Annotated in this window: 15 protein-coding genes, 6 tRNA genes and 3 rRNA genes; 23 read left to right on the forward strand and 1 reads right to left on the reverse strand. The window is 58.9% G+C overall.

Translation table 11 applies throughout. From position 1 onward, the window contains the following. The first annotated feature begins 20 nt into the window (after positions 1–20). A complete protein-coding gene (locus tag SR908_RS09180) occupies positions 21–1,061 on the forward strand; it encodes a type IV pilus twitching motility protein PilT (RefSeq protein ID WP_097021298.1) in 1,041 nt (346 codons plus the stop codon). Positions 1,062–1,098: 37 nt separating this feature from the next. Next, positions 1,099–2,241 (forward strand): PilT/PilU family type 4a pilus ATPase, encoded by a 1,143-nt coding sequence (locus SR908_RS09185; RefSeq protein ID WP_246924026.1) that lies wholly within the window; start codon positions 1,099–1,101, stop codon positions 2,239–2,241. 4 nt (positions 2,242–2,245) lie between these two features. Here the strand turns inward: SR908_RS09185 and SR908_RS09190 are convergent, their stop codons facing one another. After that, positions 2,246–3,361 (reverse strand): anhydro-N-acetylmuramic acid kinase, encoded by a 1,116-nt coding sequence (locus tag SR908_RS09190; RefSeq protein WP_246924023.1) that lies wholly within the window; start codon positions 3,359–3,361, stop codon positions 2,246–2,248. A gap of 99 nt (positions 3,362–3,460) precedes the next feature. Here SR908_RS09190 and tyrS point away from each other — a divergent pair, with 99 nt between their 5' ends. The 21 genes from tyrS (at position 3,461) to rpsL (ending at position 25,615) form a co-directional block, all read left to right on the forward strand. Then, positions 3,461–4,657, forward strand: a complete 1,197-nt coding sequence (tyrS, locus tag SR908_RS09195) for a tyrosine--tRNA ligase (RefSeq protein ID WP_246924019.1) — start codon at positions 3,461–3,463, stop codon at positions 4,655–4,657. Between the two features lie 499 nt (positions 4,658–5,156). After that, a 16S ribosomal RNA gene (locus SR908_RS09200) occupies positions 5,157–6,696 on the forward strand. 94 nt (positions 6,697–6,790) lie between these two features. Beyond that, positions 6,791–6,867 (forward strand) — tRNA-Ile (locus SR908_RS09205). Between the two features lie 90 nt (positions 6,868–6,957). Continuing rightward, positions 6,958–7,033: transfer RNA gene (locus SR908_RS09210), tRNA-Ala, on the forward strand. Between the two features lie 252 nt (positions 7,034–7,285). After that, positions 7,286–10,174 (forward strand): 23S ribosomal RNA (locus SR908_RS09215). Between the two features lie 109 nt (positions 10,175–10,283). Continuing rightward, positions 10,284–10,399 (forward strand): 5S ribosomal RNA (gene rrf, locus SR908_RS09220). The 16S, 23S and 5S rRNA genes sit together here with 2 tRNA genes alongside, the layout of an rRNA operon. A gap of 241 nt (positions 10,400–10,640) precedes the next feature. After that, positions 10,641–11,624 (forward strand): biotin--[acetyl-CoA-carboxylase] ligase, encoded by a 984-nt coding sequence (locus SR908_RS09225; protein ID WP_097024041.1) that lies wholly within the window; start codon positions 10,641–10,643, stop codon positions 11,622–11,624. Further along, complete coding sequence (locus tag SR908_RS09230) at positions 11,621–12,460, forward strand: type III pantothenate kinase (RefSeq protein WP_097024040.1); 840 nt, start codon at positions 11,621–11,623, stop codon at positions 12,458–12,460. The genes SR908_RS09225 and SR908_RS09230 overlap by 4 nt, the downstream gene beginning before the upstream one ends. Positions 12,461–12,565: 105 nt before the next feature. Then, positions 12,566–12,649, forward strand: a tRNA-Tyr gene (locus tag SR908_RS09235). A 50-nt stretch (positions 12,650–12,699) separates the two neighbouring features. After that, positions 12,700–12,773: transfer RNA gene (locus SR908_RS09240), tRNA-Gly, on the forward strand. Positions 12,774–12,779: 6 nt separating this feature from the next. Continuing rightward, a tRNA-Thr gene (locus SR908_RS09245) sits at positions 12,780–12,854 on the forward strand. 125 nt (positions 12,855–12,979) lie between these two features. Next, positions 12,980–13,055: transfer RNA gene (locus SR908_RS09250), tRNA-Trp, on the forward strand. A gap of 72 nt (positions 13,056–13,127) precedes the next feature. After that, entirely contained in the window at positions 13,128–13,496 is a 369-nt protein-coding gene (secE, locus tag SR908_RS09255) for a preprotein translocase subunit SecE (RefSeq protein ID WP_246924412.1), read from the forward strand. An 8-nt stretch (positions 13,497–13,504) separates the two neighbouring features. Next, positions 13,505–14,038, forward strand: a complete 534-nt coding sequence (gene nusG / locus SR908_RS09260) for a transcription termination/antitermination protein NusG (protein ID WP_040239448.1) — start codon at positions 13,505–13,507, stop codon at positions 14,036–14,038. A gap of 103 nt (positions 14,039–14,141) precedes the next feature. Continuing rightward, positions 14,142–14,573 (forward strand): 50S ribosomal protein L11, encoded by a 432-nt coding sequence (gene rplK, locus SR908_RS09265; protein ID WP_040239445.1) that lies wholly within the window; start codon positions 14,142–14,144, stop codon positions 14,571–14,573. A gap of 2 nt (positions 14,574–14,575) precedes the next feature. After that, positions 14,576–15,268 carry a 50S ribosomal protein L1 gene (gene rplA / locus SR908_RS09270; RefSeq protein ID WP_097024038.1) on the forward strand — a complete coding sequence of 231 codons (693 nt, stop codon included), beginning with the start codon at positions 14,576–14,578 and terminating at the stop codon, positions 15,266–15,268. Between the two features lie 264 nt (positions 15,269–15,532). Continuing rightward, complete coding sequence (gene rplJ / locus SR908_RS09275; RefSeq protein WP_097024037.1) at positions 15,533–16,036, forward strand: 50S ribosomal protein L10; 504 nt, start codon at positions 15,533–15,535, stop codon at positions 16,034–16,036. An 83-nt stretch (positions 16,037–16,119) separates the two neighbouring features. After that, positions 16,120–16,491, forward strand: coding sequence for a 50S ribosomal protein L7/L12 (gene rplL, locus SR908_RS09280; protein WP_040239438.1), 372 nt, complete (start codon positions 16,120–16,122; stop codon positions 16,489–16,491). Between the two features lie 227 nt (positions 16,492–16,718). Beyond that, positions 16,719–20,795 (forward strand): DNA-directed RNA polymerase subunit beta, encoded by a 4,077-nt coding sequence (rpoB, locus tag SR908_RS09285; protein WP_246924415.1) that lies wholly within the window; start codon positions 16,719–16,721, stop codon positions 20,793–20,795. 79 nt (positions 20,796–20,874) lie between these two features. Further along, on the forward strand, positions 20,875–25,092 hold the full coding sequence (gene rpoC, locus SR908_RS09290; RefSeq protein WP_097024035.1) for a DNA-directed RNA polymerase subunit beta': 4,218 nt from the start codon (positions 20,875–20,877) through the stop codon (positions 25,090–25,092). Between the two features lie 148 nt (positions 25,093–25,240). Beyond that, on the forward strand, positions 25,241–25,615 hold the full coding sequence (rpsL, locus tag SR908_RS09295; protein WP_040239433.1) for a 30S ribosomal protein S12: 375 nt from the start codon (positions 25,241–25,243) through the stop codon (positions 25,613–25,615). Positions 25,616–25,638: the final 23 nt, after the last annotated feature.

The following is a 25,638-nucleotide window of genomic DNA, read 5'->3' on the forward strand; positions in this document are numbered from 1 at the left end:
TCCGCGAGCGAGAGAAATGCATGGATATTATCGAATTGCTGGCGTTCTCGGCAAAACAGAAGGCGTCTGATCTGCATCTGTCCGCCGGTTTGCCGCCAATGATTCGCGTCGACGGCGATATTCGCCGGCTCAACGTGCCGCCGATCGAGGATCGTGACGTTCGCAAGTTGATCTACGCGATCATGAACGATCAACAGCGCCGCGACTATGAAGAGGCGCTCGAGCATGATTTCTCGTTCGAGGTGCCGGGGGTGGCGCGTTTCCGTGTCAACGTCTTCCACCAGGGGCGCGGCGCGGGCGCTGTCTTCCGTACCATTCCCAGCGAAGTTCTCACCCTGGATGACCTGGACCTGGGCGATGTGTTTCGACGCCTGGCCTCGCTGCCGCGCGGGTTGGTGCTGGTGACGGGGCCTACCGGGTCGGGCAAGAGTACGACCTTGGCGGCGATGATCGACTACGTCAACGAAAACTACTATCAACATGTGCTGACCATCGAGGATCCAGTAGAGTTCGTGCATCGCAGCAAACGCAGTCTCGTCAATCAGCGCGAATTGCATCGCGATACGCGCAGCTTCGCCACGGCGTTGCGTTCGGCGCTGCGCGAGGACCCCGACGTGATTCTGGTCGGCGAGTTGCGCGACCTGGAGACCATCCGTCTGGCGCTGACCGCCGCCGAAACCGGGCACCTGGTGTTCGGTACCTTGCATACCACCTCGGCGGCCAAGACTGTGGATCGCATCATCGATGTGTTCCCGGGCGACGAGAAAAGCATGGTGCGTTCGATGTTGTCCGAGTCGTTGCAAGGGGTGATCTCGCAGGTCCTGCTCAAGCGTGAGGGTGGCGGGCGCGTGGCGGCCCACGAGATCCTGGTGGCCAGCGCGGCGGTGCGTAACTTGATACGCGAGAACAAGCTGGCGCAGATGTATTCCTCGATCCAGACCGGCGGCAGCCTAGGCATGCAGACACTGGATGCGGCTCTTTCGCGCTTGGTGGCGCAGGATGTCGTCTCGCGCGCCGAGGCGCAGGCCAAGGCGAAGGATGGGCGCGTGCTGGGCATGTAAGCCTGGCACCAATCGACAGTCGCGAAGGAGAACGCGAATGACGCCATACGAGTGGCTGACGCAACTGCTGGATATCATGCTCGACAAGCAGGCCTCCGACCTGCTGATTTCGACCGGGGCGCCGCCGAGTCTCAAGATCAATGGCGAGCTGGTCACGCTGGGCGAGCAGGCGATGTCGGTGGCGCAGGTGCACGAGTTGGTCTCGGCGGCGCTGCCTCAGGGCGTGGGTGAGCGTTTCGAGGCCGAACGTGAGGCCAACTTCGCGCTCAGCCTGCAGGGCAAGGGGCGCTTTCGCGTGAGTGCCTTCTATCAGCGCAGCCAGATGGCGATGGTCGTGCGCCGCATTGCCTTCGATATTCCTGACTTGGCGAGCCTGGCGTTGCCGGATGCCTTGAGTGAGCTGGTCAATCGCAAGCGTGGCCTGGTGTTCATCGTCGGTGGCACAGGCAGTGGCAAGTCGACCACGCTGGCGTCGATGATTCAGCATCGCAATCAGACGACCGGCGGGCATGTCATCAGTATCGAGGATCCCATCGAATACATTCACCCGCATGGCCGCGCGATTATCAATCAGCGTGAGGTGGGCATCGATACCGAATCCTTCGAGGTGGCGCTCAAGAATGCGCTGCGTCAGGCGCCCGATGTGATCATGATCGGTGAGGTCCGCTCGCGCGAGATCATGGAGCATGCGTTGACGTTTGCCGAGACCGGTCATCTGTGTCTGGCGACGCTGCATGCCAACAACGCCAATCAGGCGCTGGAGCGGATTCAGCATTTCTTCCCCAGCGAGCGCCACGAACAGGTGTGGATGGACCTATCGCTCAATTTGCAGGCCATCGTTGCCCAGCGGTTGTTGCCCCGTGAGGATGGCGAGGGGCGATGTGCGGCGGTCGAAGTGATGCTGCGTTCGCCGCTGGTCAGTGATCTTATCCGCAAGGGGGCGATTCACGACCTCAAGGAGGTCATGCAGCGCTCCCACGACCAGGGAATGCAGACCTTCGATCAGGCGCTATATGCACTCTATCGGCAAGGGTGCATCAGCGAAAAGATGGCATTGGTGCATGCCGACTCAGCTAATGATCTGCGGTTGCGCATCGATTATGGCGATGCCGATAGCCCGCAATTGGCACGCGCCAGCGATGCCGCCGAGCGTTTTACCCTTAAAGGCGACGATGAATGAACCTTCACGGTGCATAGAGACCGCCCAGCACGCGGTAACCGCGTGCGCCCGTGACCTCGGGCAGGTTGCCGGGGCGCTGAACGAGGCGCTGATGGGCAAGCCAGGCGAAAGCACCGGCTTCCAGCCAGTCCGCTGACCAGCCGAAATGCTCGCAAGGCGTCAGCGGGATCTCGGGCAGGTAGCGCTGAATGCGTGTCAGGAGGTCTGCATTGTGGGCGCCGCCTCCGCAGGGGATGAGCGCGTCGCAATACGCGTCCGAGTGTTCGCTGCTTTGGGCGACGCCCATGGCGATGCTGGCGGCGGTCAGTTCGGCGAGCGTCGCTTGAACGTCTTGGGGCGCTTCGTCACCCGTGAGATGCGTCGCTAACCAGTCGAGATGAAAATGCTCGCGCCCGGTGCTCTTGGGCGGCGGGCGCCGAAAATAGGCATCATCCAGGAGGCGCGAGAGCAAAGCCTCGTCGACGCGGCCGCCGGCGGCCCAGGCGCCATCGGCGTCGTAGGTGTGGCCCAGGTGGTGCTGGCACCAAGCATCCATCAGCATGTTGGCGGGGCCGGTGTCGAAACCGAGCACGGGGGCCGGGTCGCCACTCGGAGGAAGACGCGTGAGGTTGGCGATGCCACCGAGGTTGAGGATCAAGCGCGTATGTGCGGGGGAGGTAAAAAGCGCGGCATGAAAGGCCGGCGCGAGCGGCGCGGCTTGTCCACCAGCGGCCATATCGCGGCGCCGAAAATCGCCGACCACCGCGCAGCCGGTCAGCTCGGCGAGCAGGCTGGGGTTGTCGAGCTGATAAGTATGCGGCGGTGTGCCCTCGGGGGCGTGTTCGATGGTCTGCCCGTGGCTGCCGATGGCGGCGATGTCGCCAGGTGAGGTGCCGGTCTTCTTGAGCAGGCGATTGACTGCCTCGGCCTGCTGTTCGCAGAAGGCAGTCTCAAGCCGGGCCAACTCCGCGAAGGTGGTGTCGCGGGCGAGACATAAGGCAAGCAGGTCCTCGCGCAGCGCGGCGGGAAAGGCCACCCCAGTGGCATCCAGCCATTCGGGGCGGCCATCACCACAACGCACCAGGGCGGCGTCGATGCCATCCAAGCTGGTGCCGGACATCAGGCCGATATAAAGGGGCATGTTCATCTCCATGTGCCGGGGCGCTCAACCGCCGTCGAAGAGTCATGCTAACATTCCCCGTTATTGCCCAAGACACTCTATTTGCGGAGAGAGGATACGATGACCGACGTCGCTGATGCGCTGGCGCTGCTCAAGCGTGGTACCCATGAAATCCTGCTGGAAGACGAGTTGGTTAAAAAACTCGAGTCCGGCCGTAAGCTGCGTATCAAGGCGGGCTTCGATCCTACTGCGCCGGATCTTCACCTAGGGCATAGCGTGTTGCTGACCAAGATGCGCCAGTTTCAGGATCTGGGTCATCAGGTAGTGTTCCTGATCGGCGACTTCACGGGACGTATCGGCGACCCCACAGGGAAGAACGTGACGCGCAAGCCGCTGACCGAAGAAGAGGTCAAGGCTAATGCGGAGACCTATAAAGAGCAGGTGTTCAAGGTCCTCGACCCGGCACTGACGGAAGTGCGCTTCAACGCCGAGTGGATGAGCCAGCTTTCCGCGGCCGACATGATCGAGCTGGCGGCGCAGTCCACCGTGGCACGGATGCTGGAGCGCGACGATTTCGAGAAGCGTTATACGGCCAATCAGTCGATCTCGATTCACGAGTTCCTGTATCCCTTGGTACAGGGCTACGACTCGGTGGCGCTTGAGGCCGATATCGAGCTAGGCGGCACCGATCAGAAGTTCAACCTGCTGATGGGGCGCGAGATCCAGAAGCATTTCGGTCAGGCGCCGCAGGTGGTCATGACCATGCCGCTGCTGGAAGGGCTAGACGGCGTACAGAAAATGTCCAAGTCTCTGGGCAACTATGTCGGGGTCGACGATACGCCAGGAGTGATGTTCAACAAGCTGGTATCGATGCCTGATAGCCTGATGTGGCGTTACTTCGAACTGCTGTCACTGAAGTCCAACGACGAGATAGAAAAAATCCGTCGGTCCATCGAGTCAGGTGCCAATCCGCGTGATATCAAGATGGAACTGGCGCGTGAGTTGATCGGGCGCTATCACGGTGATGAGGCTGCCGCTAATGCGCACAAGTCGGCGGGCAACCAGTTGGCGGAAGGTGAGCTGCCGGAAGACCTGCCAGAGGTCGAGGTAATGTTCGAAGGCGAGCAAGCGCCGATTGCTGCGGTGCTCAACCGCTCGGGGCTGGCCAACAATAGCGCCCAGGCCAAGGACATGCTGGGCAATGGCCGCGTCAAGGTCGATGGCGATGTCGTGGCACGCGATCATATGCTTGCCACTGGTCGAAGTTATGTCATCCAGGCGGGTAAAAAGCGTTATGCGCGGGTGATTTTGGGGTAGGGCCAAGCGCCACGTTTTATCCGTGTAAAAATCCCTTGCGTTCGCGCCGGCAGGTCCGTAAAGTACGCATCCGCTGCCGGCGACGGACCTCGTGGCCAGCGGTGGAAGGGTAGCGCAAGTGGCTGACTTGCTTGAGAAATTCGAATCGTTGGTTGGTTTTCTCGCTTGACAGTGACGCCGGATTCGGTAAAATGCGCCGCACCTCGAAAGGCCCCTGACAACGCCGCGGTTCAAGGCGATGTCAGCGATTGTCACCTCGGCTAGCGCCTTGACAATCACGGCGCTTTCGGTAGAATACGCCTTCCTTGCGAGGCGCCCAACGGGCACACGCAAGCAGCTCTTTAACAATCGATCAGGTAATTCATGTGGGCGTTTGCTCAGGATAGGGGTGCCAGTCACGACCTATCAAGGCAAACGACTCGTCAAGGATCTTCGGATCTTTTTGAGAACGTTTTAGTCTTGAACCAAGTTTGGTCCGCTCAACGGACTATCAGACTTTCAACTGAAGAGTTTGATCATGGCTCAGATTGAACGCTGGCGGCAGGCCTAACACATGCAAGTCGAGCGGAAACGATCCTAGCTTGCTAGGAGGCGTCGAGCGGCGGACGGGTGAGTAATGCATAGGAATCTACCCAGTCGTGGGGGATAACCTGAGGAAACTCAGGCTAATACCGCATACGTCCTACGGGAGAAAGCGGGGGCTCTTCGGACCTCGCGCGATTGGATGAGCCTATGTCGGATTAGCTTGTTGGTAAGGTAACGGCTTACCAAGGCGACGATCCGTAGCTGGTCTGAGAGGATGATCAGCCACACCGGGACTGAGACACGGCCCGGACTCCTACGGGAGGCAGCAGTGGGGAATATTGGACAATGGGCGAAAGCCTGATCCAGCCATGCCGCGTGTGTGAAGAAGGCTTTCGGGTTGTAAAGCACTTTCAGCGAGGAAGAAAGCGTGCCGGCCAATACCCGGTACGGACGACATCACTCGCAGAAGAAGCACCGGCTAACTCCGTGCCAGCAGCCGCGGTAATACGGAGGGTGCAAGCGTTAATCGGAATTACTGGGCGTAAAGCGCGCGTAGGCGGCGTGTCACGCCGGGTGTGAAAGCCCCGGGCTCAACCTGGGGACGGCATCCGGAACGGGCAGGCTAGAGTGCAGGAGAGGAAGGTAGAATTCCCGGTGTAGCGGTGAAATGCGTAGAGATCGGGAGGAATACCAGTGGCGAAGGCGGCCTTCTGGACTGACACTGACGCTGAGGTGCGAAAGCGTGGGTAGCAAACAGGATTAGATACCCTGGTAGTCCACGCCGTAAACGATGTCGACTAGCCGTTGGGTCCCTTGAGGACTTAGTGGCGCAGTTAACGCGATAAGTCGACCGCCTGGGGAGTACGGCCGCAAGGTTAAAACTCAAATGAATTGACGGGGGCCCGCACAAGCGGTGGAGCATGTGGTTTAATTCGATGCAACGCGAAGAACCTTACCTACCCTTGACATCCTGCGAACCCGGAAGAGATTCCGGGGTGCCTTCGGGAGCGCAGAGACAGGTGCTGCATGGCTGTCGTCAGCTCGTGTTGTGAAATGTTGGGTTAAGTCCCGTAACGAGCGCAACCCTTGTCCCTATTTGCCAGCGATTCGGTCGGGAACTCTAGGGAGACTGCCGGTGACAAACCGGAGGAAGGTGGGGACGACGTCAAGTCATCATGGCCCTTACGGGTAGGGCTACACACGTGCTACAATGGCCGGTACAAAGGGTTGCGAAAGCGCGAGCTGAAGCTAATCCCGAAAAGCCGGTCTCAGTCCGGATCGGAGTCTGCAACTCGACTCCGCGAAGTCGGAATCGCTAGTAATCGTGCATCAGAATGGCACGGTGAATACGTTCCCGGGCCTTGTACACACCGCCCGTCACACCATGGAAGTGGACTGCACCAGAAGTGGTTAGCTTAACCCTCGGGAGAGCGATCACCACGGTGTGGTTCATGACTGGGGTGAAGTCGTAACAAGGTAGCCGTAGGGGAACCTGCGGCTGGATCACCTCCTTAAACGACCGCGCATCCCCCCTGGGTAAGCGCTCACAATGAATTACCTGATCGCGCAGAGCAACGACTGTTTGGGTCCTGGACCCAGTGGTAAGCCGGGTCTGTAGCTCAGTTGGTTAGAGCGCACCCCTGATAAGGGTGAGGTCGGCAGTTCAAGTCTGCCCAGACCCACCAAATTTCAGCCACGACAGCGTTATGTCGAGACTCGCCTAGCAGGCTAGGCGTCGCCTCAACATGCCTTGTCTTGACTGAAATGATCTTGTTGGGGCCTTAGCTCAGCTGGGAGAGCGCCTGCCTTGCACGCAGGAGGTCACCGGTTCGATCCCGGTAGGCTCCACCATTTACAGGATGGATGCCAACAGGAAGTCACCGGTTCGAGCGAATCGTCGCACCGCCCGGTAGGCTCCACCATCCCGACAGTCGATATCAATCAAGCCCTAAGCCGTATGCTTTCTCGCAAAGCCTATCGCTTAGAGCTTTTGCTCTAATGCTCTTTAACAATGTGGAATAAGCTGACAAAGCAAGACGATACGTCTCAAGCGTATCCGGCAAAATCGTGATCGTCGCCAGGCCAGACCCTTTGGGGTTATATGGTCAAGCGATGAAGCGCATACGGTGGATGCCTAGGCAGCCAGAGGCGATGAAAGACGTTGTAGCCTGCGATAAGGCTCGGTGAGGTGGCAAACAACCTACGACCCGGGCATTTCTGAATGGGGAAACCCACCCAGCATCAGCTGGGTATCCCACCCTGAATTCATAGGGGTTGGGAGGCGAACCGGGGGAACTGAAACATCTAAGTACCCCGAGGAAAAGAAATCAACCGAGATTCCCTCAGTAGCGGCGAGCGAACGGGGACTAGCCCTTAAGTCAATGCACGGTTAGGTGAACGGCCTGGAAAGGCCGGCCATAGTGGGTGATAGCCCCGTAACCGAAAACCCGCATTGGTGAAATCGAGTAGGTCGGGGCACGTGAAACCTTGACTGAAGACGGGGGGACCATCCTCCAAGGCTAAATACTCCTGGCTGACCGATAGTGAACCAGTACCGTGAGGGAAAGGCGAAAAGAACCCCGGCGAGGGGAGTGAAATAGATCCTGAAACCGTATGCGTACAAGCAGTGGGAGCAGATGCGTTCTGTGACCGCGTACCTTTTGTATAATGGGTCAGCGACTTATATTCAGTGGCGAGCTTAACCGACTAGGGGAGGCGTAGGGAAACCGAGTCTTAACAGGGCGAAGAGTCGCTGGATATAGACCCGAAACCGGGCGATCTATCCATGGCCAGAGTGAAGGTCAGGTAACACTGACTGGAGGCTCGAACCCAAGTATGTTGAAAAATGCTGGGATGAGCTGTGGATCGGAGTGAAAGGCTAATCAAGCCCGGAGATAGCTGGTTCTCCTCGAAAGCTATTTAGGTAGCGCCTCACGTATCACCGTCGGGGGTAGAGCACTGTTTCGGCTAGGGGGCCATCCCGGCTTACCAACCCGAGGCAAACTCCGAATACCGATGAGTGCAGCGTGGGAGACACACAGCGGGTGCTAACGTCCGTTGTGAAAAGGGAAACAACCCAGACCGTCAGCTAAGGCCCCCAAATTCTGGTTAAGTGGGAAACGATGTGGGAAGGCTTAGACAGCTAGGAGGTTGGCTTAGAAGCAGCCATCCTTTAAAGAAAGCGTAATAGCTCACTAGTCGAGTCGGCCTGCGCGGAAGATGTAACGGGGCTCAAACCAGGTGCCGAAGCTACGGACTCATCCTCTGGATGAGTGGTAGAGGAGCGTCGTGTAAGTCTGTGAAGGGGCGTTGAGAAGCGCGCTGGAGATATCACGAGTGCGAATGCTGACATGAGTAACGATAATGCGGGTGAAAACCCCGCACGCCGGAAGACCAAGGGTTTCTGTTCGACGTCAATCGGAGCAGAGTGAGTCGGCCCCTAAGGCGAGGCCGAAAGGCGTAGTCGATGGGAAACGGGTTAATATTCCCGTACCGGATGTGATTGCGATGGGGGGACGAAGAAGGCTAGGTGAGCCAGGCGTTGGTTGTCCTGGTGAAAGCCGGTAGGCCGAGGGTTCAGGGAAATCCGGATCCTCAAGGCCGAGAGGCGAGACGAACAGACTACGGTCTGGAAGTCATCGATGCCACGCTTCCAGGAAAAGCCTCTAAGCTTCAGATCACATGCGACCGTACCCCAAACCGACACAGGTGGTCAGGGTGAGAATCCCAAGGCGCTTGAGAGAACTCGGGTGAAGGAACTAGGCAAAATGGCACCGTAACTTCGGGAGAAGGTGCGCCGGCATAGGGTGACGGACTTCGCGTCCTGAGCTCGAGCCGGTCGAAGATACCAGGTGGCTGCAACTGTTTATTAAAAACACAGCACTCTGCTAACGCGTAAGCGGACGTATAGGGTGTGACGCCTGCCCGGTGCCGGAAGGTTAATTGATGGCGTTAGCTCCGGCGAAGCGCTTGATCGAAGCCCCGGTAAACGGCGGCCGTAACTATAACGGTCCTAAGGTAGCGAAATTCCTTGTCGGGTAAGTTCCGACCTGCACGAATGGCGTAATGATGGCCACGCTGTCTCCACCCGAGACTCAGTGAAATTGAAATCGCCGTGAAGATGCGGTGTCCCCGCGGCTAGACGGAAAGACCCCGTGAACCTTTACTATAGCTTCACACTGGATGCTGATGTTGCTTGTGTAGGATAGCTGGGAGGCTTGGAACCTGGGACGCCAGTCCCAGGGGAGCCACCCTTGAAATACCAGCCTGGCATCATTGGCGTTCTAACTTGGGCCCGTTATCCGGGTCGAGGACAGTGTGTGGTGGGTAGTTTGACTGGGGCGGTCTCCTCCCAAAGCGTAACGGAGGAGCACGAAGGTACCCTCAGCACGGTTGGAAATCGTGCATCGAGTGCAAGAGCATAAGGGTGCTTGACTGCGAGACAGACACGTCGAGCAGGTGCGAAAGCAGGTTCTAGTGATCCGGTGGTTCTGTATGGAAGGGCCATCGCTCAACGGATAAAAGGTACTCCGGGGATAACAGGCTGATACCGCCCAAGAGTTCACATCGACGGCGGTGTTTGGCACCTCGATGTCGGCTCATCACATCCTGGGGCTGAAGTCGGTCCCAAGGGTATGGCTGTTCGCCATTTAAAGTGGTACGCGAGCTGGGTTTAGAACGTCGTGAGACAGTTCGGTCCCTATCTGCCGTGGGCGTTGGAGATTTGAGAAGGGCTGCTCCTAGTACGAGAGGACCGGAGTGGACGCACCTCTGGTGTTCCGGTTGTCACGCCAGTGGCATTGCCGGGTAGCTATGTGCGGACGGGATAACCGCTGAAAGCATCTAAGCGGGAAGCCCCCTTCAAGATGAGATCTCCCCGAGGCCTCGAGCCTCCTGAAGGGCCCAGCGAGACCAGCTGGTTGATAGGCACGGTGTGGAAGCGCTGCAAGGCGTTGAGCTAACGTGTACTAATGGCCCGTGAGGCTTGACCATATAACACCCAAAGGGTCTGGTGACGAGCCGATCCCGGATGCGTGAGAGACGATCGCGTCAGCTTATTCCCGATTGCGTTGTGGCCCGACGGGCCATGACACCCGTTTCGCCTGACGACCATAGCGAGCGTGTCCCACCTGATCCCATGCCGAACTCAGCAGTGAAACCGCTTAGCGCCGATGGTAGTGTGGGGCTTCCCCATGCGAGAGTAGGTCATCGTCAGGCATTTATTCCGGACCCCGGCCATTGGTCGGGGTTCACTCGTTTAGGGGCTTCCCCACGGCGGGTCCCGGCGCGCCGGCCGGGTCATCGTCAGGCATTTCTTCTAAAACCCCAGCTTCATGCGAAGCTGGGGTTTTTTTATGCTTGCTCATCGCTAACGAATTGTTGCGCTTTGGTCGGGCACGCTCCCCTGTTGAACCGCATTTCGATAGAATGTCGTTTTTTCCCGACGGGGATGACCGGAATGACGATTGGTGATCTGATTCGTCTGCTGAGCGACGGTGAGTATCACTCCGGCGAAAAATTGGGCGAGCAACTGGGCGTTTCACGCACGGCGGTCTGGAAGCAGCTCAAGAAGCTGGAGAAAATAGGGCTGCAGTGGGAGGCGGTGAAAGGCCAAGGATATCGTTTGGCCGCACCGTTGGACCTGCTGTCCGGGCCGGCTATCATCGAGCGTCTGCCGGCGGAGCCTCGTCATCATTTGACTCGCCTGTTCGTTGAAGATGCGCTGCCTTCGACCAACACTTTTTTGCGTGAACGCTTTCAGCAGGGAGCGGGGCATGCCGAGGTGTGCTTGGCGGAGAGCCAGGACGCTGGGCGTGGCCGGCGTGGCCGTCATTGGGTCTGTCCCTGGGGAAGTGGTTTGCTATTCTCGCTAGGGTGGCGCTTCGATGAGGGTGCGTCGGCGCTGGAAGGCTTGAGCCTAGCTGTGGGGGTGGTGCTGGCCGAAGTGCTGGAGCGACTCTCCGTGCCTGTAGCGCTTAAGTGGCCCAATGACCTGTTGTTGCAACGGAGTGATGGCAGCACGGCGAAGTTGGCCGGGATCCTTCTGGAAGTGAGTGGCGATGTCGCCGGTCCCTGCGAGGTCGTCATCGGCATTGGACTCAATGTCGCCCTGCCCGACGCCGTGCGAGATAGCGTGGACCAACCCGTTGCCGCCTTGAATGACGTGAGGTCCGATATTACGCGTAATGAATTGTCTGCATCGTTGGTGGAAGCCTTGCTGGGAATGTTGCCTCTTTTCGAGCAGCATGGCTTCGAACCGTGGCGTGATGCCTGGAATCGTCGCAATGCCTATGCAGGGCTCGAGGTGGATGTCGTTCAGGGTGGGCACGCCTATACGGCTGTGGCCGAGAGTGTGGACGCCACTGGGAACTTGCAGGTCAATGTGAATGGCGAAGCCCGGCTACTGGCCGGTGGTGAAATCAGCTTGCGCGCGCGCTCATGATTTTGGATCTCGATATCGGCAATACCTTGTCGAAGTGGCGCCTGAAGGATGTCGCAAGCAGTGAAATTCGCTCGCGCGGGGCTGTCTGGACACGGGAGGAGTGGCGGCCTGGTGCCGACATACCAGATCTCGATGTCGTAGAGGCTGTGCGTATCTCGAGCGTCGCTCGAGAATCTGTATTGCGCGATACCGTGACATTACTGCAACGCCAGGTCGGTGTGGTGCACGTGGCGCGCTCGGCTCCAGAAGCGCTTGGGGTAAGCTGTGGCTATGATGAGCCCGGGCGTCTTGGTGTTGACCGCTGGATGGGGGTGCTGGCCGGCTATCAGCTGACTGGGGGCTGCTGTAGTGTCGATTGCGGCAGCGCGATCACGATGGACTTTGTACTGCCCGGCGGTCGCCATCTCGGCGGGTATATCATCCCCGGGCTGCGCTTGATGAAAGAAAGTCTCAAGCTGGGGACGCGTAATGTGGCCATTGATCCTGACAGTGAAGCGGATGAGTTACTGGCACCAGGGTGCAACACGGTCGAAGCGGTCAATCACGGGATTTATATGTCGGCGGTGAGCGCTGTCAATCGTATTTATAGCGAAGTGTGTGATCGGGAGGGCGTTGCACTACCACTGCTCTTGACCGGGGGGGATGCCCGGGTGGTGTCACGCGGGCTGCGTATCCCACATGCAGTATGGCCAGACATGGTCTATGCCGGACTTGAAGCATGCTACCCGCTGACAGCGGCGGAACGTGCTGGGCGGCTGGCTGGGGCGCCGCTACCCCCGCCCGTTCCCCCTCTGGAAAAAATCCGGGCCAGCCTTGCATTCTCAATGCTGCTTTGACACAATGCTGCGCGTTTCGGGTCGACGGAATCACGGAAAGAGAAAAGCATTGTAAATTAAGTGCTTGACACAATTCTCAAATTCCGTAGAATTCGTCGCCACGTTGGAGGGGTTCCCGAGTGGCCAAAGGGAGCAGACTGTAAATCTGCCGCGAAAGCTTCGAAGGTTCGAATCCTTCCCCCTCCACCAGATTAAATGCTTGACCGCCAGCCCGTAGGGCGCAAGCGACGAGTGGGCAGGCGGGCATAGTTCAATGGTAGAACCTCAGCCTTCCAAGCTGATGATGCGGGTTCGATCCCCGCTGCCCGCTCCAAGTTAAGCTCATGTAGCTCAGGGGTAGAGCACACCCTTGGTAAGGGTGAGGTCGACGGTTCAAATCCGTCCATGAGCTCCATTATTGGGCGAGGCTCGCTTCTCGTCTTGGTGCGATACAATTGGGTTGCCTTCCTGGTTGTAGTTAGCTAACATGGCGCGCGCTGTAGCAAAAGCCTACCAGTAAAGCGTCAGGTTGCAGAGTATAGGCCAGTAGCTCAATTGGCAGAGCAGCGGTCTCCAAAACCGCAGGTTGGGGGTTCGATTCCCTCCTGGCCTGCCAGCCTTCCTCAGTGCTGGTTCTTCCTTTATTATTTCTTGTCACGCTTGCCGCGCCTTTAGGAGTTCCTTTTCCATGAAACAAAGCGCCGAGGTGCAAGGGTCGCGTTTCGATGCCGCCAGATGGGCGGTTGCCATTGTTCTTGTCGCTCTAGCGGTGGCAGGCAATGCTTATTTTGCCGATCAAGCGCTGTTGTATCGCGTTCTGGGCGTCGTTGTGCTTGGCGTAGGCGCTGCGGCAGTGGCCTTGACTACGACCAAAGGGCGTGCACTGACTGAGTTGGCGCGCGGATCGCGTAAGGAAATTCAGCGTGTAGTGTGGCCGACGCGCCCTGAGACAATCCAGACTACCGCGATTGTCTTGGTGGCCGTAGTATTGGTCGGCATCCTTTTATGGCTGATCGATACGCTTCTCGGCTGGGCCATGTCCGGCATCATAGGTTAGGAGTTTTCATGTCCAAGCGTTGGTACGTCGTCCACGCCTACTCCGGTTTTGAAAAGCATGTGATGCGTTCTCTCCATGAGCGCGTCAAGATGTATGGCATGGAAGACCAGTTTGGCGAAATTCTGGTGCCGACCGAAGAAGTCGTCGAGATGCGTGACGGCAAGCGTCGTAAGAGCGAGCGCAAGTTCTATCCCGGCTATGTGCTGGTCGAGATGGAAATGACCGACGCCACTTGGCACCTGGTGAATGAGACGCCGCGTGTCATGGGCTTCATCGGCGGTACGCCGGAAAAGCCGGCGCCAATCACGCAAAAAGAAGCCGATGGCATCTTGCGTCGTGTGCAGGACGGTACGGACAAGCCGCGTCCCAAGACACTCTTCGATCCAGGCGAAACCGTGCGTGTCGTTGATGGGCCTTTTGCTGACTTCAACGGCGTAGTGGAAGAGGTCAACTACGAGAAGAGCCGGTTGCATGTCAGCGTGCTGATCTTCGGGCGCTCGACCCCTGTCGAGCTCGAGTTCGCTCAGGTCGAAAAAGACTGAATTCAAGACGCCGGCTCGGTAGAAGCCGGTGCATGCCGTAGAGGCCTTAGGGTCTCGTTGAAACGGGGAGCCGCAAGGCGTTACCACCCAACTGGAGTCCAACATGGCGAAAAAAGTACAGGCCTATATCAAGCTGCAGGTCGCAGCGGGTAAGGCCAATCCGAGTCCCCCCGTGGGTCCCGCACTGGGTCAGCACGGCGTCAATATCATGGAGTTTTGCAAGACGTTTAACGCCGAAACTCAGGATATCGAGCCGGGCCTCCCGACGCCGGTCGTGATTACGGTCTATTCGGACCGCAGCTTCACGTTCATCACCAAGACGCCGCCCGCAGCAGTGCTGTTGAAGAAAGCGGCGGGCATCAAGTCTGGCTCTGGCGTGCCGAACAAGACCAAGGTCGGTACCGTGACGCGCGAGCAGCTGGAAGAGATTGCCAAGACCAAGGAGCCCGATTTGACGGCTTCCGACCTTGATGCGGCTGTCCGCACTATCGCAGGCAGTGCCCGTAGCATGGGCCTCAACGTGGAGGGTCTCTGATCATGGCCAAGCTTACCAAGCGCGCGCAGATGCTCAACGAAAAGGTCGACAAGTCCAAGGTGTATAACCTGGAAGAAGCTGTTGCCTTGTTGTCAGAAGTGTCCGCGGTCAAGTTCAAAGAGTCCGTCGAAGTATCGATCAATCTCGGCGTTGACCCGCGTAAATCCGACCAGGTTGTGCGTGGCGCTACCGTCATGCCTAACGGTACGGGCAAAACCGCACGTGTTGCTGTCTTTGCGCAAGGCGCTGCTGCCGATGCCGCGAAAGAGGCCGGTGCCGATATCGTGGGAATGGACGAGTTAGCGGCAGACGTCAAGAAAGGCAATATGGATTTCGATGTGGTGGTCGCCGCACCGGACGCCATGCGTGTCGTTGGGCAGTTGGGTCAGATCCTCGGCCCGCGTGGGCTTATGCCCAACCCCAAGGTCGGCACCGTAACGCCGGACGTCGCCACTGCCGTGAAGAACGCGAAGGCAGGTCAGGTGCGCTTCCGTACCGATAAGAACGGCATCATCCATGCCGCTATCGGTAAGGTGGATTTCGACGCCAATGCTATCAAGGGCAACCTCGATGCATTGATCGGTGACCTCAAGCGTCTCAAGCCGAGTACGTCGAAGGGCATCTACTTCAAGAAAATTACCCTGTCCACTACCATGGGGCCAGGGTTGACCGTGGATCACACGCCGTTCGTGTGAGTCGCGGGAAAAGGCAGTAACTTTGCGGTCCCCGTACACAGCGCTTAGGCGTGGCGGCGGGGCACCGTCAAAGACCGCAGGTGTCGTGTTTCTTCAGTGGAAGCACGGCTTAATGGAGCTTAAAAGCCGCCTGCGCAGATGGTGTGGCCGCCAGTATTCTGGTGAGCACCATCACCCCGGCCCCCTCTCGTGGCAAGCGAAGATGGGGGAGATGGTAACCACTGGAACGCCCCCAAAGGCGTCCGGTACGAAGGAGTGATCACTGTGCCATTAGCACTCGAAGGCAAGAAAGCGATCGTTGCCGAGGTCAGTGAAGCCGCACAAGATGCGCTCTCCGTCGTCGTTGCCGATTCTCGCGGTGTGGCGGTAAGCGCCATGACCGAACTGCGCAAGCAGGCCCGCGAGAATGGCGTGCAAGTTCGTGTTGTGCGCAACACGTTGGCACGCCGCGCCCTCGAAGGTACTCCTTGGGAGTGCCTGAACGAGACGTTCTCGGGTCCGACCATGTTGGCCTTTTCCTATGAGCATCCGGGCGCTGCCGCTCGCTTGTTCAAGGAGTTTGCCAAGAATGAGAAAGATTTCGAGATTAAGGCGCTGGCATACGAAGGCGAGTTCATCCCGGCTTCCGGTCTTGACCGCCTGGCGACGCTGCCGACACATGATGAAGCCATCGCCAAGCTGATGTCCGTCATGAAAGAAGCATCGGCTGGCAAGCTGGCTCGTACACTCGCTGCGTTGCGTGACCAGAAGCAGGAAGAAGCCGCCTAAGGGCAGGCTGAACCGCACTGGCATGAACCCTGTATCAATGAGCCCTCATGGTATGAGGCTCCCGCAAAGTTAGGAATTTGACAATGGCACTGACTCAAGAAGATATCATCAACGCCGTCGCCGAAATGTCTGTCATGGAAGTGGCAGAGTTGGTTTCTGCGATGGAAGAGAAGTTCGGTGTTTCTGCGGCCGCCGCTGTTGTGGCTGGCCCGGGTGGTGGCGAAGCTGAAGAAGCTGAAGAACAGACCGAGTTCGACCTGGTGCTGACCAGTGCTGGTGAGAAGAAGGTCAACGTCATCAAGGTGGTTCGTGAGATCACTGGTCTGGGCCTCAAGGAAGCCAAGGCAGCCGTCGATGGCGCCCCGGCAACCCTCAAGGAAGGCATGTCCAAGGAAGATGGCGACGAAGCCAAGACCAAGTTGGAAGAAGCTGGCGCATCCGTGGAACTCAAGTAACTCCGGTGACCATGGCTTTACGCGCTGCGTAAGCTTCATGGCTGGCGGCGGGCTTTCCCGCTGCCGGCCTTTTTCTGTTGCTGCTAGCCAGAATGTCACGTGTCTGACTAGACGAATTCCGACGGCGAGCTCTCGCAAGGGCTTGCCGTCAGCGCCTGACGGGAAGTCCCTTCAGGCGGCGCCGACCACGCACCGGTCACCCAAGGTGAACAAGCTGGGGAATACAGATGGCTTACTCATACACTGAGAAAAAACGCATCCGCAAGGATTTCGGCAAACTGCCACAAGTGATGGATGTGCCTTACCTGCTGGCCATTCAGCTTGATTCCTACTACGACTTCCTCCAGCAGGACCGGGCGATCGAAGAACGCCTCGACGTCGGCTTGCATGCTGCTTTCAAGTCCGTGTTCCCTATCGAGAGCTTTTCCGGCAATGCCGCTCTCGAGTATGTCAGCTACCGTTTTGGCACCTCGGCTTTCGACGTCAAGGAATGCCAGCTGCGTGGCGTGACCTATTCGGCGCCGCTGCGGGTCAAGGTGCGCTTGATCATCTACGATAAGGACTCGTCCAACAAGGCGATCAAGGACATTAAAGAGCAGGAAGTCTACATGGGGGAAATCCCCCTGATGACTGAAAACGGTACCTTCGTTGTCAATGGTACCGAACGTGTCATCGTCTCCCAGCTCCATCGCTCGCCGGGTGTGTTCTTCGACCACGATAAAGGCAAGAGCCACACGTCCGGCAAGCTGCTGTACTCTGCGCGAATCATCCCGTATCGCGGTTCATGGCTGGATTTCGAGTTCGATCCCAAGGACAACGTCTACGTCCGCATTGACCGTCGCCGCAAGCTGCCGGCCACGGTATTGCTGCGCGCGTTGGGCATGAGTGCCGAGGAGATCCTCGAGACGTTCTTCGACACCAGCACCTTCCATGTCGAGAAGAAGGGCTTCAGCGTCGAGCTGGTGCCGTCACGGCTGCGTGGTGAGACGGCGACCTTCGATATCCAGGACGGCGAGGGCAACCTCATCGTCGAGGAAGGTCGTCGCATTACCCAGAAGCATATTCGCCAGATGGAAAAGGCCGGTCTCGAGCGCCTCGATGTGCCGATGGAATACCTGTTCGGCAAGACGCTGGCCAAGGATCAGGTCGATCCGAATACCGGTGAGCTGGTATGCGAATGCAACACGGAAATCACTCCCGAGCTGCTTGAAACGCTCGGCCAGGCGGGCATCACTACGCTTGAGACGTTGTACACCAACGATCTCGACGCGGGCTCGTTCGTCTCCGATACGCTGAAGATCGACACCACGCGCTCTCAGCTCGAGGCGCTGGTCGAGATCTATCGCATGATGCGCCCCGGGGAGCCGCCGACCAAGGAAGCGGCCGAGACGCTGTTCCACAACTTGTTCTTCACCGAGGATCGCTACGACCTGTCGGGCGTCGGTCGCATGAAGTTCAACCGTCGTCTGCGTCGCGAAGGGGATACCGGCTCCGGGATTCTCGACAATCAGGACATCCTCGATGTTCTCAGCGAGCTGATCAACATCCGCAACGGCTTTGGTGATGTCGATGATATCGACCACCTGGGTAACCGCCGCATTCGTTGCGTCGGCGAGATGGCGGAAAACCAGTTCCGCGTCGGTCTGGTGCGCGTCGAGCGTGCGGTCAAGGAACGTCTCTCCATGGCGGAGAGCGAAGGCTTGATGCCGCAGGACCTGATCAATGCCAAGCCGGTAGCGGCCGCAGTGAAGGAGTTCTTCGGCTCCTCGCAGCTGTCCCAGTTCATGGACCAGAACAACCCGCTTTCCGAGGTCACGCACAAGCGTCGTGTGTCCGCGCTTGGGCCGGGTGGTCTGACCCGTGAACGTGCCGGCTTCGAAGTGCGCGACGTCCACGCCACGCACTACGGGCGCCTGTGCCCGATCGAAACGCCGGAAGGGCCCAACATTGGCCTGATCAACTCGCTGGCCACCTACAGTCACACCAACAGCTACGGCTTCCTGGAAACGCCGTATCGCAAGGTGAGTGATCGTCAGGTTACCGACGAGGTCGTGCATCTCTCGGCTATCGAGGAAGGTGACTTCATCATTGCCCAGGCGTCGGCGACGGTGGACGAGGACGGCAAGCTGGTAGACGACTTGGTTCAGGTACGTCACAGAGGCGAGACGACCTTCATGGCGCCGGATAAGGTCACGTTGATGGACGTGTCGCCGCGTCAGGTGGTGTCCGTGGCCGCAGCGTTGATTCCGTTCCTCGAGCACGATGACGCCAACCGTGCCTTGATGGGCTCGAACATGCAGCGTCAGGCCGTTCCGACCCTGCGTGCCGAGAAGCCACTGGTCGGTACGGGCATGGAACGTTTCGTGGCTCGTGACTCTGGTGTCTGCGCGGTCGCACGGCGCGGCGGGGTGATCGACTCGGTCGATGCCAAGCGTATCGTGGTACGCATCAACGAAGATGAGATCATCGGCGGTGAAGCGGGTGTCGATATCTACAATCTCACCAAGTACCTGCGTTCCAACCAGAACACCTGCATGAACCAGCGTCCGATCGTGCGCCCGGGTGACACCGTGGCAAGCGGCGATATCCTGGCCGACGGACCTTCCGTCGACATGGGTGATCTGGCCCTGGGCCAGAACATGCGCATGGCGTTCATGCCGTGGAACGGCTACAACTTCGAGGATTCCATCCTTATCTCGGAGCGCGTAGTCGAGGAAGACCGCTTCACCAGTATCCACATTCAGGAGCTGACCTGCGTGTCTCGCGACACCAAGTTGGGCGCCGAGGAAATCTCCTCGGACATTCCCAACGTCGGTGAAGCAGCGCTTGGTAAGCTCGACGAAGCAGGTATCGTCTACATCGGTGCCGAGGTCGGCCCCGGCGATATCCTGGTCGGCAAGGTCACGCCCAAGGGCGAAACCCAGCTGACGCCGGAAGAGAAACTGCTACGCGCGATCTTCGGCGAGAAGGCGTCCGACGTGAAGGATACTTCGCTTCGCGCGCCGACGGGTATGAAGGGCACGATCATCGACGTGCAGGTCTTCACCCGCGATGGCGTCGAGAAAGATTCGCGCGCCCTGTCCATCGAGCAAAGCCAGCTCGATGAGGTGCGCAAGGACCTTCAGGAAACCTATCGCATCGCCGAAGAGGCCACTTTTGAGCGCCTCAAGCGCACATTGCTCGGTCAGCCGGTCAATGGCGGTCCCAAGCTCAAGAAGGGCGACGTCCTCGATGAAGCCTATCTAGACGAGCTGCCGCGCAGCCAGTGGTTCAAACTGCGCATGCAGGACGAGGCACTCAACGAGCTCTTGGCCCAGGCCGATGAGCAGCTAGAAACACGTCGCAAAGAGATGGACGAACGTTTCGAAGACAAGAAGCGTAAGTTGACTCAAGGCGATGATCTGGCGCCGGGCGTGCTCAAGATCGTCAAGGTCTACCTGGCCGTGAAGCGTCGCATCCAGTCGGGTGACAAGATGGCTGGTCGCCACGGTAACAAGGGCGTCATTTCGTCGATCATGCCTGTCGAGGACATGCCGTTCGACGACAATGGCGAACCGGTCGATGTGGTGCTCAACCCACTGGGTGTGCCCTCGCGCATGAACGTTGGGCAGATCCTCGAGACCCACCTGGGCATGGCTGCCTGGGGACTCGGGGTGAGGATCGACGAGATGTTGCGCGAGGCGCGTCAGCAGCAGGTGGCGGAGATTCGCGACTTCTTGGGGCAGGTGTACAACACCGCCGAGACGCGCCAGGAGGATATCGACTCGCTCAGCGATGACGAGATCATCACCCTGGCGAAGAATCTGCGCAATGGCGTGCCGGTGGCGACGCCGGTCTTCGACGGTGCCAAGGAGCATGAGATCAAGCATCTCCTGAGCTTGGGCAACCTGCCGGATTCCGGACAGATGACGCTCTACGATGGGCGTACGGGCGAAACCTTCGATCGCTCCGTGACGGTGGGCTACATGTACATGCTCAAGCTCAACCATCTGGTCGACGACAAGATGCACGCCCGTTCCACCGGCTCGTACTCGCTGGTGACCCAGCAACCGCTGGGCGGCAAGGCGCAGTTCGGCGGACAACGCTTCGGTGAGATGGAGGTCTGGGCGCTGGAAGCCTATGGCGCGGCCTATACCTTGCAGGAAATGCTGACCGTCAAGTCCGACGACGTGGAAGGCCGCACCAAGATGTACAAGAACATCGTCGACGGCGACCACTCGATGCAGGCAGGCATGCCGGAATCCTTCAACGTATTGGTGAAGGAAATCCGCTCGCTGGGTATTGATATCGAGCTGGAAGGCTGAGCGTTTCACGCTGACGAATGACGGTCCGCGGGGCCTTTAGAGGCCCCGCTCATGACAACTCCGCTACGGAGCCGACCCCATGAAAGATTTGGTGAAAGTCCTCAAATCGCAGGCACAGTCCGAAGAATTCGACGCGATCAAAATCACGCTCGCGTCGCCGGACTTGATTCGCTCCTGGTCCTACGGCGAAGTCAAAAAGCCTGAGACCATCAACTACCGTACGTTCAAGCCTGAGCGTGATGGCCTGTTCTGCGCCAAGATTTTCGGTCCGGTGAAGGATTACGAGTGCTTGTGCGGTAAGTACAAGCGCATGAAGCATCGTGGCATCATTTGCGAAAAGTGCGGCGTCGAGGTTACTAAGGCTGCCGTACGCCGCGAGCGTATGGGGCATATCGAGCTGGCTGCGCCGGTGGCGCATATCTGGTTCCTCAAGTCGCTGCCGTCACGCATCGGCTTGTTCCTGGACATGACCTTGCGCGATATCGAGCGTGTGCTCTATTTCGAGAGCTTCATGGTCATCGATCCAGGCATGACCACGCTTGAGCGCGGACAGTTGCTCAACGATGAGCAATACTTCGAGGCGCTGGAAGAGTTCGGCGACGACTTCGATGCCCGCATGGGCGCCGAAGCCGTGCAGGCGTTGCTCAATGATGTCGATCTCGAAGAAGAGATCGAGCGCCTGCGCGAAGAAGTGCCGCAGACCAACTCCGAAACCAAGATCAAGAAGCTTTCCAAGCGCCTGAAACTGTTGGAAGCCTTCTACAAGTCCGGCAACGACCCGGCGTGGATGATCATGGAAGTGCTGCCGGTACTTCCGCCGGATCTGCGTCCGTTGGTGCCGCTGGACGGCGGCCGTTTCGCGACCTCGGATCTCAACGATCTGTACCGTCGCGTGATCAACCGCAACAACCGCCTGAAGCGGCTGCTCGACCTCAACGCGCCGGATATCATCGTGCGTAACGAGAAGCGCATGCTGCAGGAATCGGTCGATGCGCTGCTCGACAACGGCCGCCGCGGCCGTGCCATCACCGGCTCCAACAAGCGTCCGTTGAAGTCGCTGGCCGACATGATCAAGGGCAAGCAGGGGCGTTTCCGTCAGAACCTGCTGGGTAAGCGTGTCGACTATTCCGGCCGCTCGGTGATCACCGTGGGTCCGACGCTGCGTCTGCACCAGTGCGGTCTGCCCAAGAAGATGGCACTTGAATTGTTCAAGCCGTTCATCTACTCCAAGCTACAAGCGAGCGGCCAGGCGTCCACCATCAAGGCCGCCAAGAAGATGGTCGAGCGCGAGCTGCCGGAAGTGTGGGACATCCTCGCGGATGTCATCCGCGAGCACCCGGTAATGCTCAACCGTGCACCGACGCTGCACCGTTTGGGTATTCAGGCCTTCGAACCATTGTTGATCGAAGGCAAGGCGATCCAGCTCCATCCGTTGGTGTGTGCGGCGTATAACGCCGACTTCGATGGCGACCAGATGGCCGTACACGTTCCGCTGACGCTGGAAGCACAGCTCGAGGCGCGGACGCTGATGATGGCCACTAACAATGTGCTGTCGCCCGCCAACGGCGAGCCCATCATCGTGCCGTCTCAGGACGTCGTGTTGGGGCTGTATTACATGACTCGCGAGAAGATCAATGCCAAGGGCGAAGGCATGGTTTTCTCCAACCTCGATGAGGTCGAGCGTGCATTCGGGACTGAAAGCGTGTCGATGCATGCGCGCGTCAAGGTGCGCCTCACCGAATACGAGCGGGACGAGACCAGCGGTGAACTGAACGGCAAGACCTCGCTGCGCGATACGACTGTGGGGCGTGCCTTGTTGTTCCGCATCCTGCCCAACGGGATGCCCTACGAGTTGGTCGATCAGCCGATGAAGAAGAAGGCGATTTCCGGCTTGATCAACGCCGTCTATCGTCGTGCGGGTCTCAAGGACACGGTCATCTTCGCCGACCAGCTGATGTACACCGGCTTCCGTATGGCGACTTGGTCGGGCGCGTCGATCGGGGTCAACGACTTCGTCATTCCCGACTCGAAGAAAGAAATCGTCGACGGGGCCGAGGAAGAGGTCAAGGAAATCGAGGATCAGTTCTCCTCCGGTCTAGTGACTGCGGGCGAGAAGTACAACAAGGTCATCGATATCTGGTCCAAGGCCAACGATAAGGTCGCCAAGGCGATGATGGCGGGGATCTCGAAGGAGACTGTCACCGACCGTCATGGCGAGCAGGTCGAGCAGGATTCGTTCAATAGCGTCTTCATCATGGCCGACTCTGGGGCGCGTGGTAGTGCCGCACAGATCCGCCAATTGGCGGGCATGCGCGGGCTGATGGCCAAGCCGGATGGCTCGATCATCGAGACGCCGATCACCGCCAACTTCCGTGAAGGCCTGAACGTCCTGCAGTACTTCATCTCGACGCACGGCGCTCGTAAGGGTCTGGCGGATACCGCACTCAAGACCGCCAACTCCGGTTACCTGACGCGGCGTTTGGTAGACGTGTCTCAGGACCTGGTGGTGACCGAAGAGGATTGCGGCACGTATGAAGGGCTGACGCTGCATCCGGTGATCGAGGGCGGTGACGTCATCGTATCGCTGGCACAGCGTGTGCTGGGCCGCGTCGTGGCGCAGGATGTCATCGACCCCACCAACGATGATGTATTGATTCCGCGCGGTACCTTGCTGGATGAGGCCTGGTGCGCCGAGCTCGATACCATGGGCGTGGACGAGATCATCGTGCGCAGCGCTATCACCTGCGAAACGCGGCATGGTGTGTGCTCATCATGCTATGGCCGTGACTTGGCACGTGGCCATCAGGTCAACATCGGCGAGGCCGTTGGTGTTATCGCGGCGCAGTCGATCGGTGAGCCGGGTACCCAGCTCACCATGCGTACCTTCCACATCGGGGGGGCCGCATCGCGTGCTTCGGCCGTCGATAGCGTTCAGGTCAAGCACGGTGGCACGGTGCGCCTGCATAACATCAAGCACGTCGAGCGCAATGACGGCAAGCTCATCGTCGTTTCTCGCTCGAGCGCCCTAGCCGTCGCCGACGAGCATGGTCGCGAACGCGAGTACTACAAGTTGCCGTATGGTGCCGAGCTGTCGGTGCGCGACGGTGACATGGTCGAAGGTGGGACACCGGTCGCCAAGTGGGACCCGCACACCCACCCGGTCGTGGCTGAGGTCGAGGGCAGAGTCCAGTTCAGCGACATGGAAGAAGGCACCACTATCCACCGCAGCGTGGATGAAATGACCGGCCTGTCGAACATCGAGGTGATCGAGACGGCTGCGCGGCCAACTTCCGGCCGTGAAAAGCGTCCGATGATCATGCTGCTCGACGACAATGGTGAGCATGTCACACTGCCGGGCTCCAATACCCCTGTGCAGTACATGCTGCCCGGCAAGGCCATTATCTCAGGCGAAAACGGCGACCAGGTCGGAGTCGGTGAGGTCATTGCGCGCATCCCGGTTGAAGCGTCCGGCAACAAGGACATCACCGGGGGGCTGCCGCGTGTCGCCGACTTGTTCGAGGCACGCAAGCCCAAGGAGCCGGCAATTCTGGCCGAGGTCACCGGGACCATCAGCTTCGGCAAGGAAACCAAGGGCAAACGGCGCCTGACGGTCACGCCTGAAGAAGGTGATCCGGTCGAGATGCTGATTCCCAAATGGCGTCAGATCGGTGTGTTCGAAGGTGAGACGGTGGAGAAAGGCGAGGTCATTTCCGATGGCCCCAGCAATCCCCATGATATCCTGCGCCTGCTCGGGATCGCGGAATTGGCCAAGTACATCACGGTCGAGATCCAGGACGTCTATCGTCTGCAGGGCGTGGTCATCGATGACAAGCACATCGAGGTGATCGTGCGCCAGATGCTGCGCAAGGTGGAAATCACCGATGCTGGGGATTCTTCCTTCATTACCGGCGATCAGGCGGAGTACGTCCGCGTCCTCGAGGAAAACGCACGCCTGGCCCAGGAAGGCAAGTTCCCGGCCAAATGCGAGCGTCTGCTGCTGGGTATCACCAAGGCGAGCCTGGCAACCGAGTCGTTCATCTCGGCCGCGTCGTTCCAGGAGACCACCCGCGTATTGACCGAGGCGGCGGTGTCCGGCAAGCGCGACTACCTGCGTGGCCTCAAGGAAAACGTCGTGGTGGGTCGTCTGGTACCGGCCGGCACCGGGTTGGCACACCATGCCGAGCGGCGCCGCAAGCGTGAGGATGATGGACAGACAGTCAATCCGTCGGCCTCCGATGTCGAACAGGAGTTGGGCGCGCAGCTCACCGCGCTGGACGCCGACGACGAAGACCTCTAGGCGTATGCCGTCAAGTCCGGCGCCCAAGTGGTGGCGGACTTGACGTGGCTCGTCGCCAGACATTAGAATGCGCAGCCTTTAACAGTGGGGCGGGTACGTCCTGTCCCAATGTTGAAAGGTTTGGCAACCATTGGAGTCAGCTACAGATATGGCAACGATCAATCAGCTCGTGCGCAAGCCGCGCAAGCGCCCGGCCGCCAAGAGCGACGTGCCGGCGCTGCAGTCTTGCCCGCAAAAGCGCGGGGTTTGCACCCGTGTCTACACCACCACCCCGAAGAAGCCGAACTCGGCGCTGCGTAAGGTTTGCCGTGTGCGCCTGACGAATGGCTACGAAGTCGCTTCCTATATCGGCGGTGAAGGTCACAACCTGCAGGAACACTCCGTGGTCCTGATTCGCGGCGGTCGTGTAAAAGACTTGCCGGGTGTGCGTTATCACACCGTTCGCGGCGCGCTGGACACTTCCGGTGTTCAAAATCGCCGTCAGGGCCGTTCCAAGTACGGTACCAAACGTCCCAAGTCCTGATCGCTTTGCGATCAGGATTTCAA

Source organism: Chromohalobacter canadensis (genome assembly GCF_034479555.1).
In the GTDB taxonomy this organism is placed as follows: domain Bacteria; phylum Pseudomonadota; class Gammaproteobacteria; order Pseudomonadales; family Halomonadaceae; genus Chromohalobacter; species Chromohalobacter canadensis.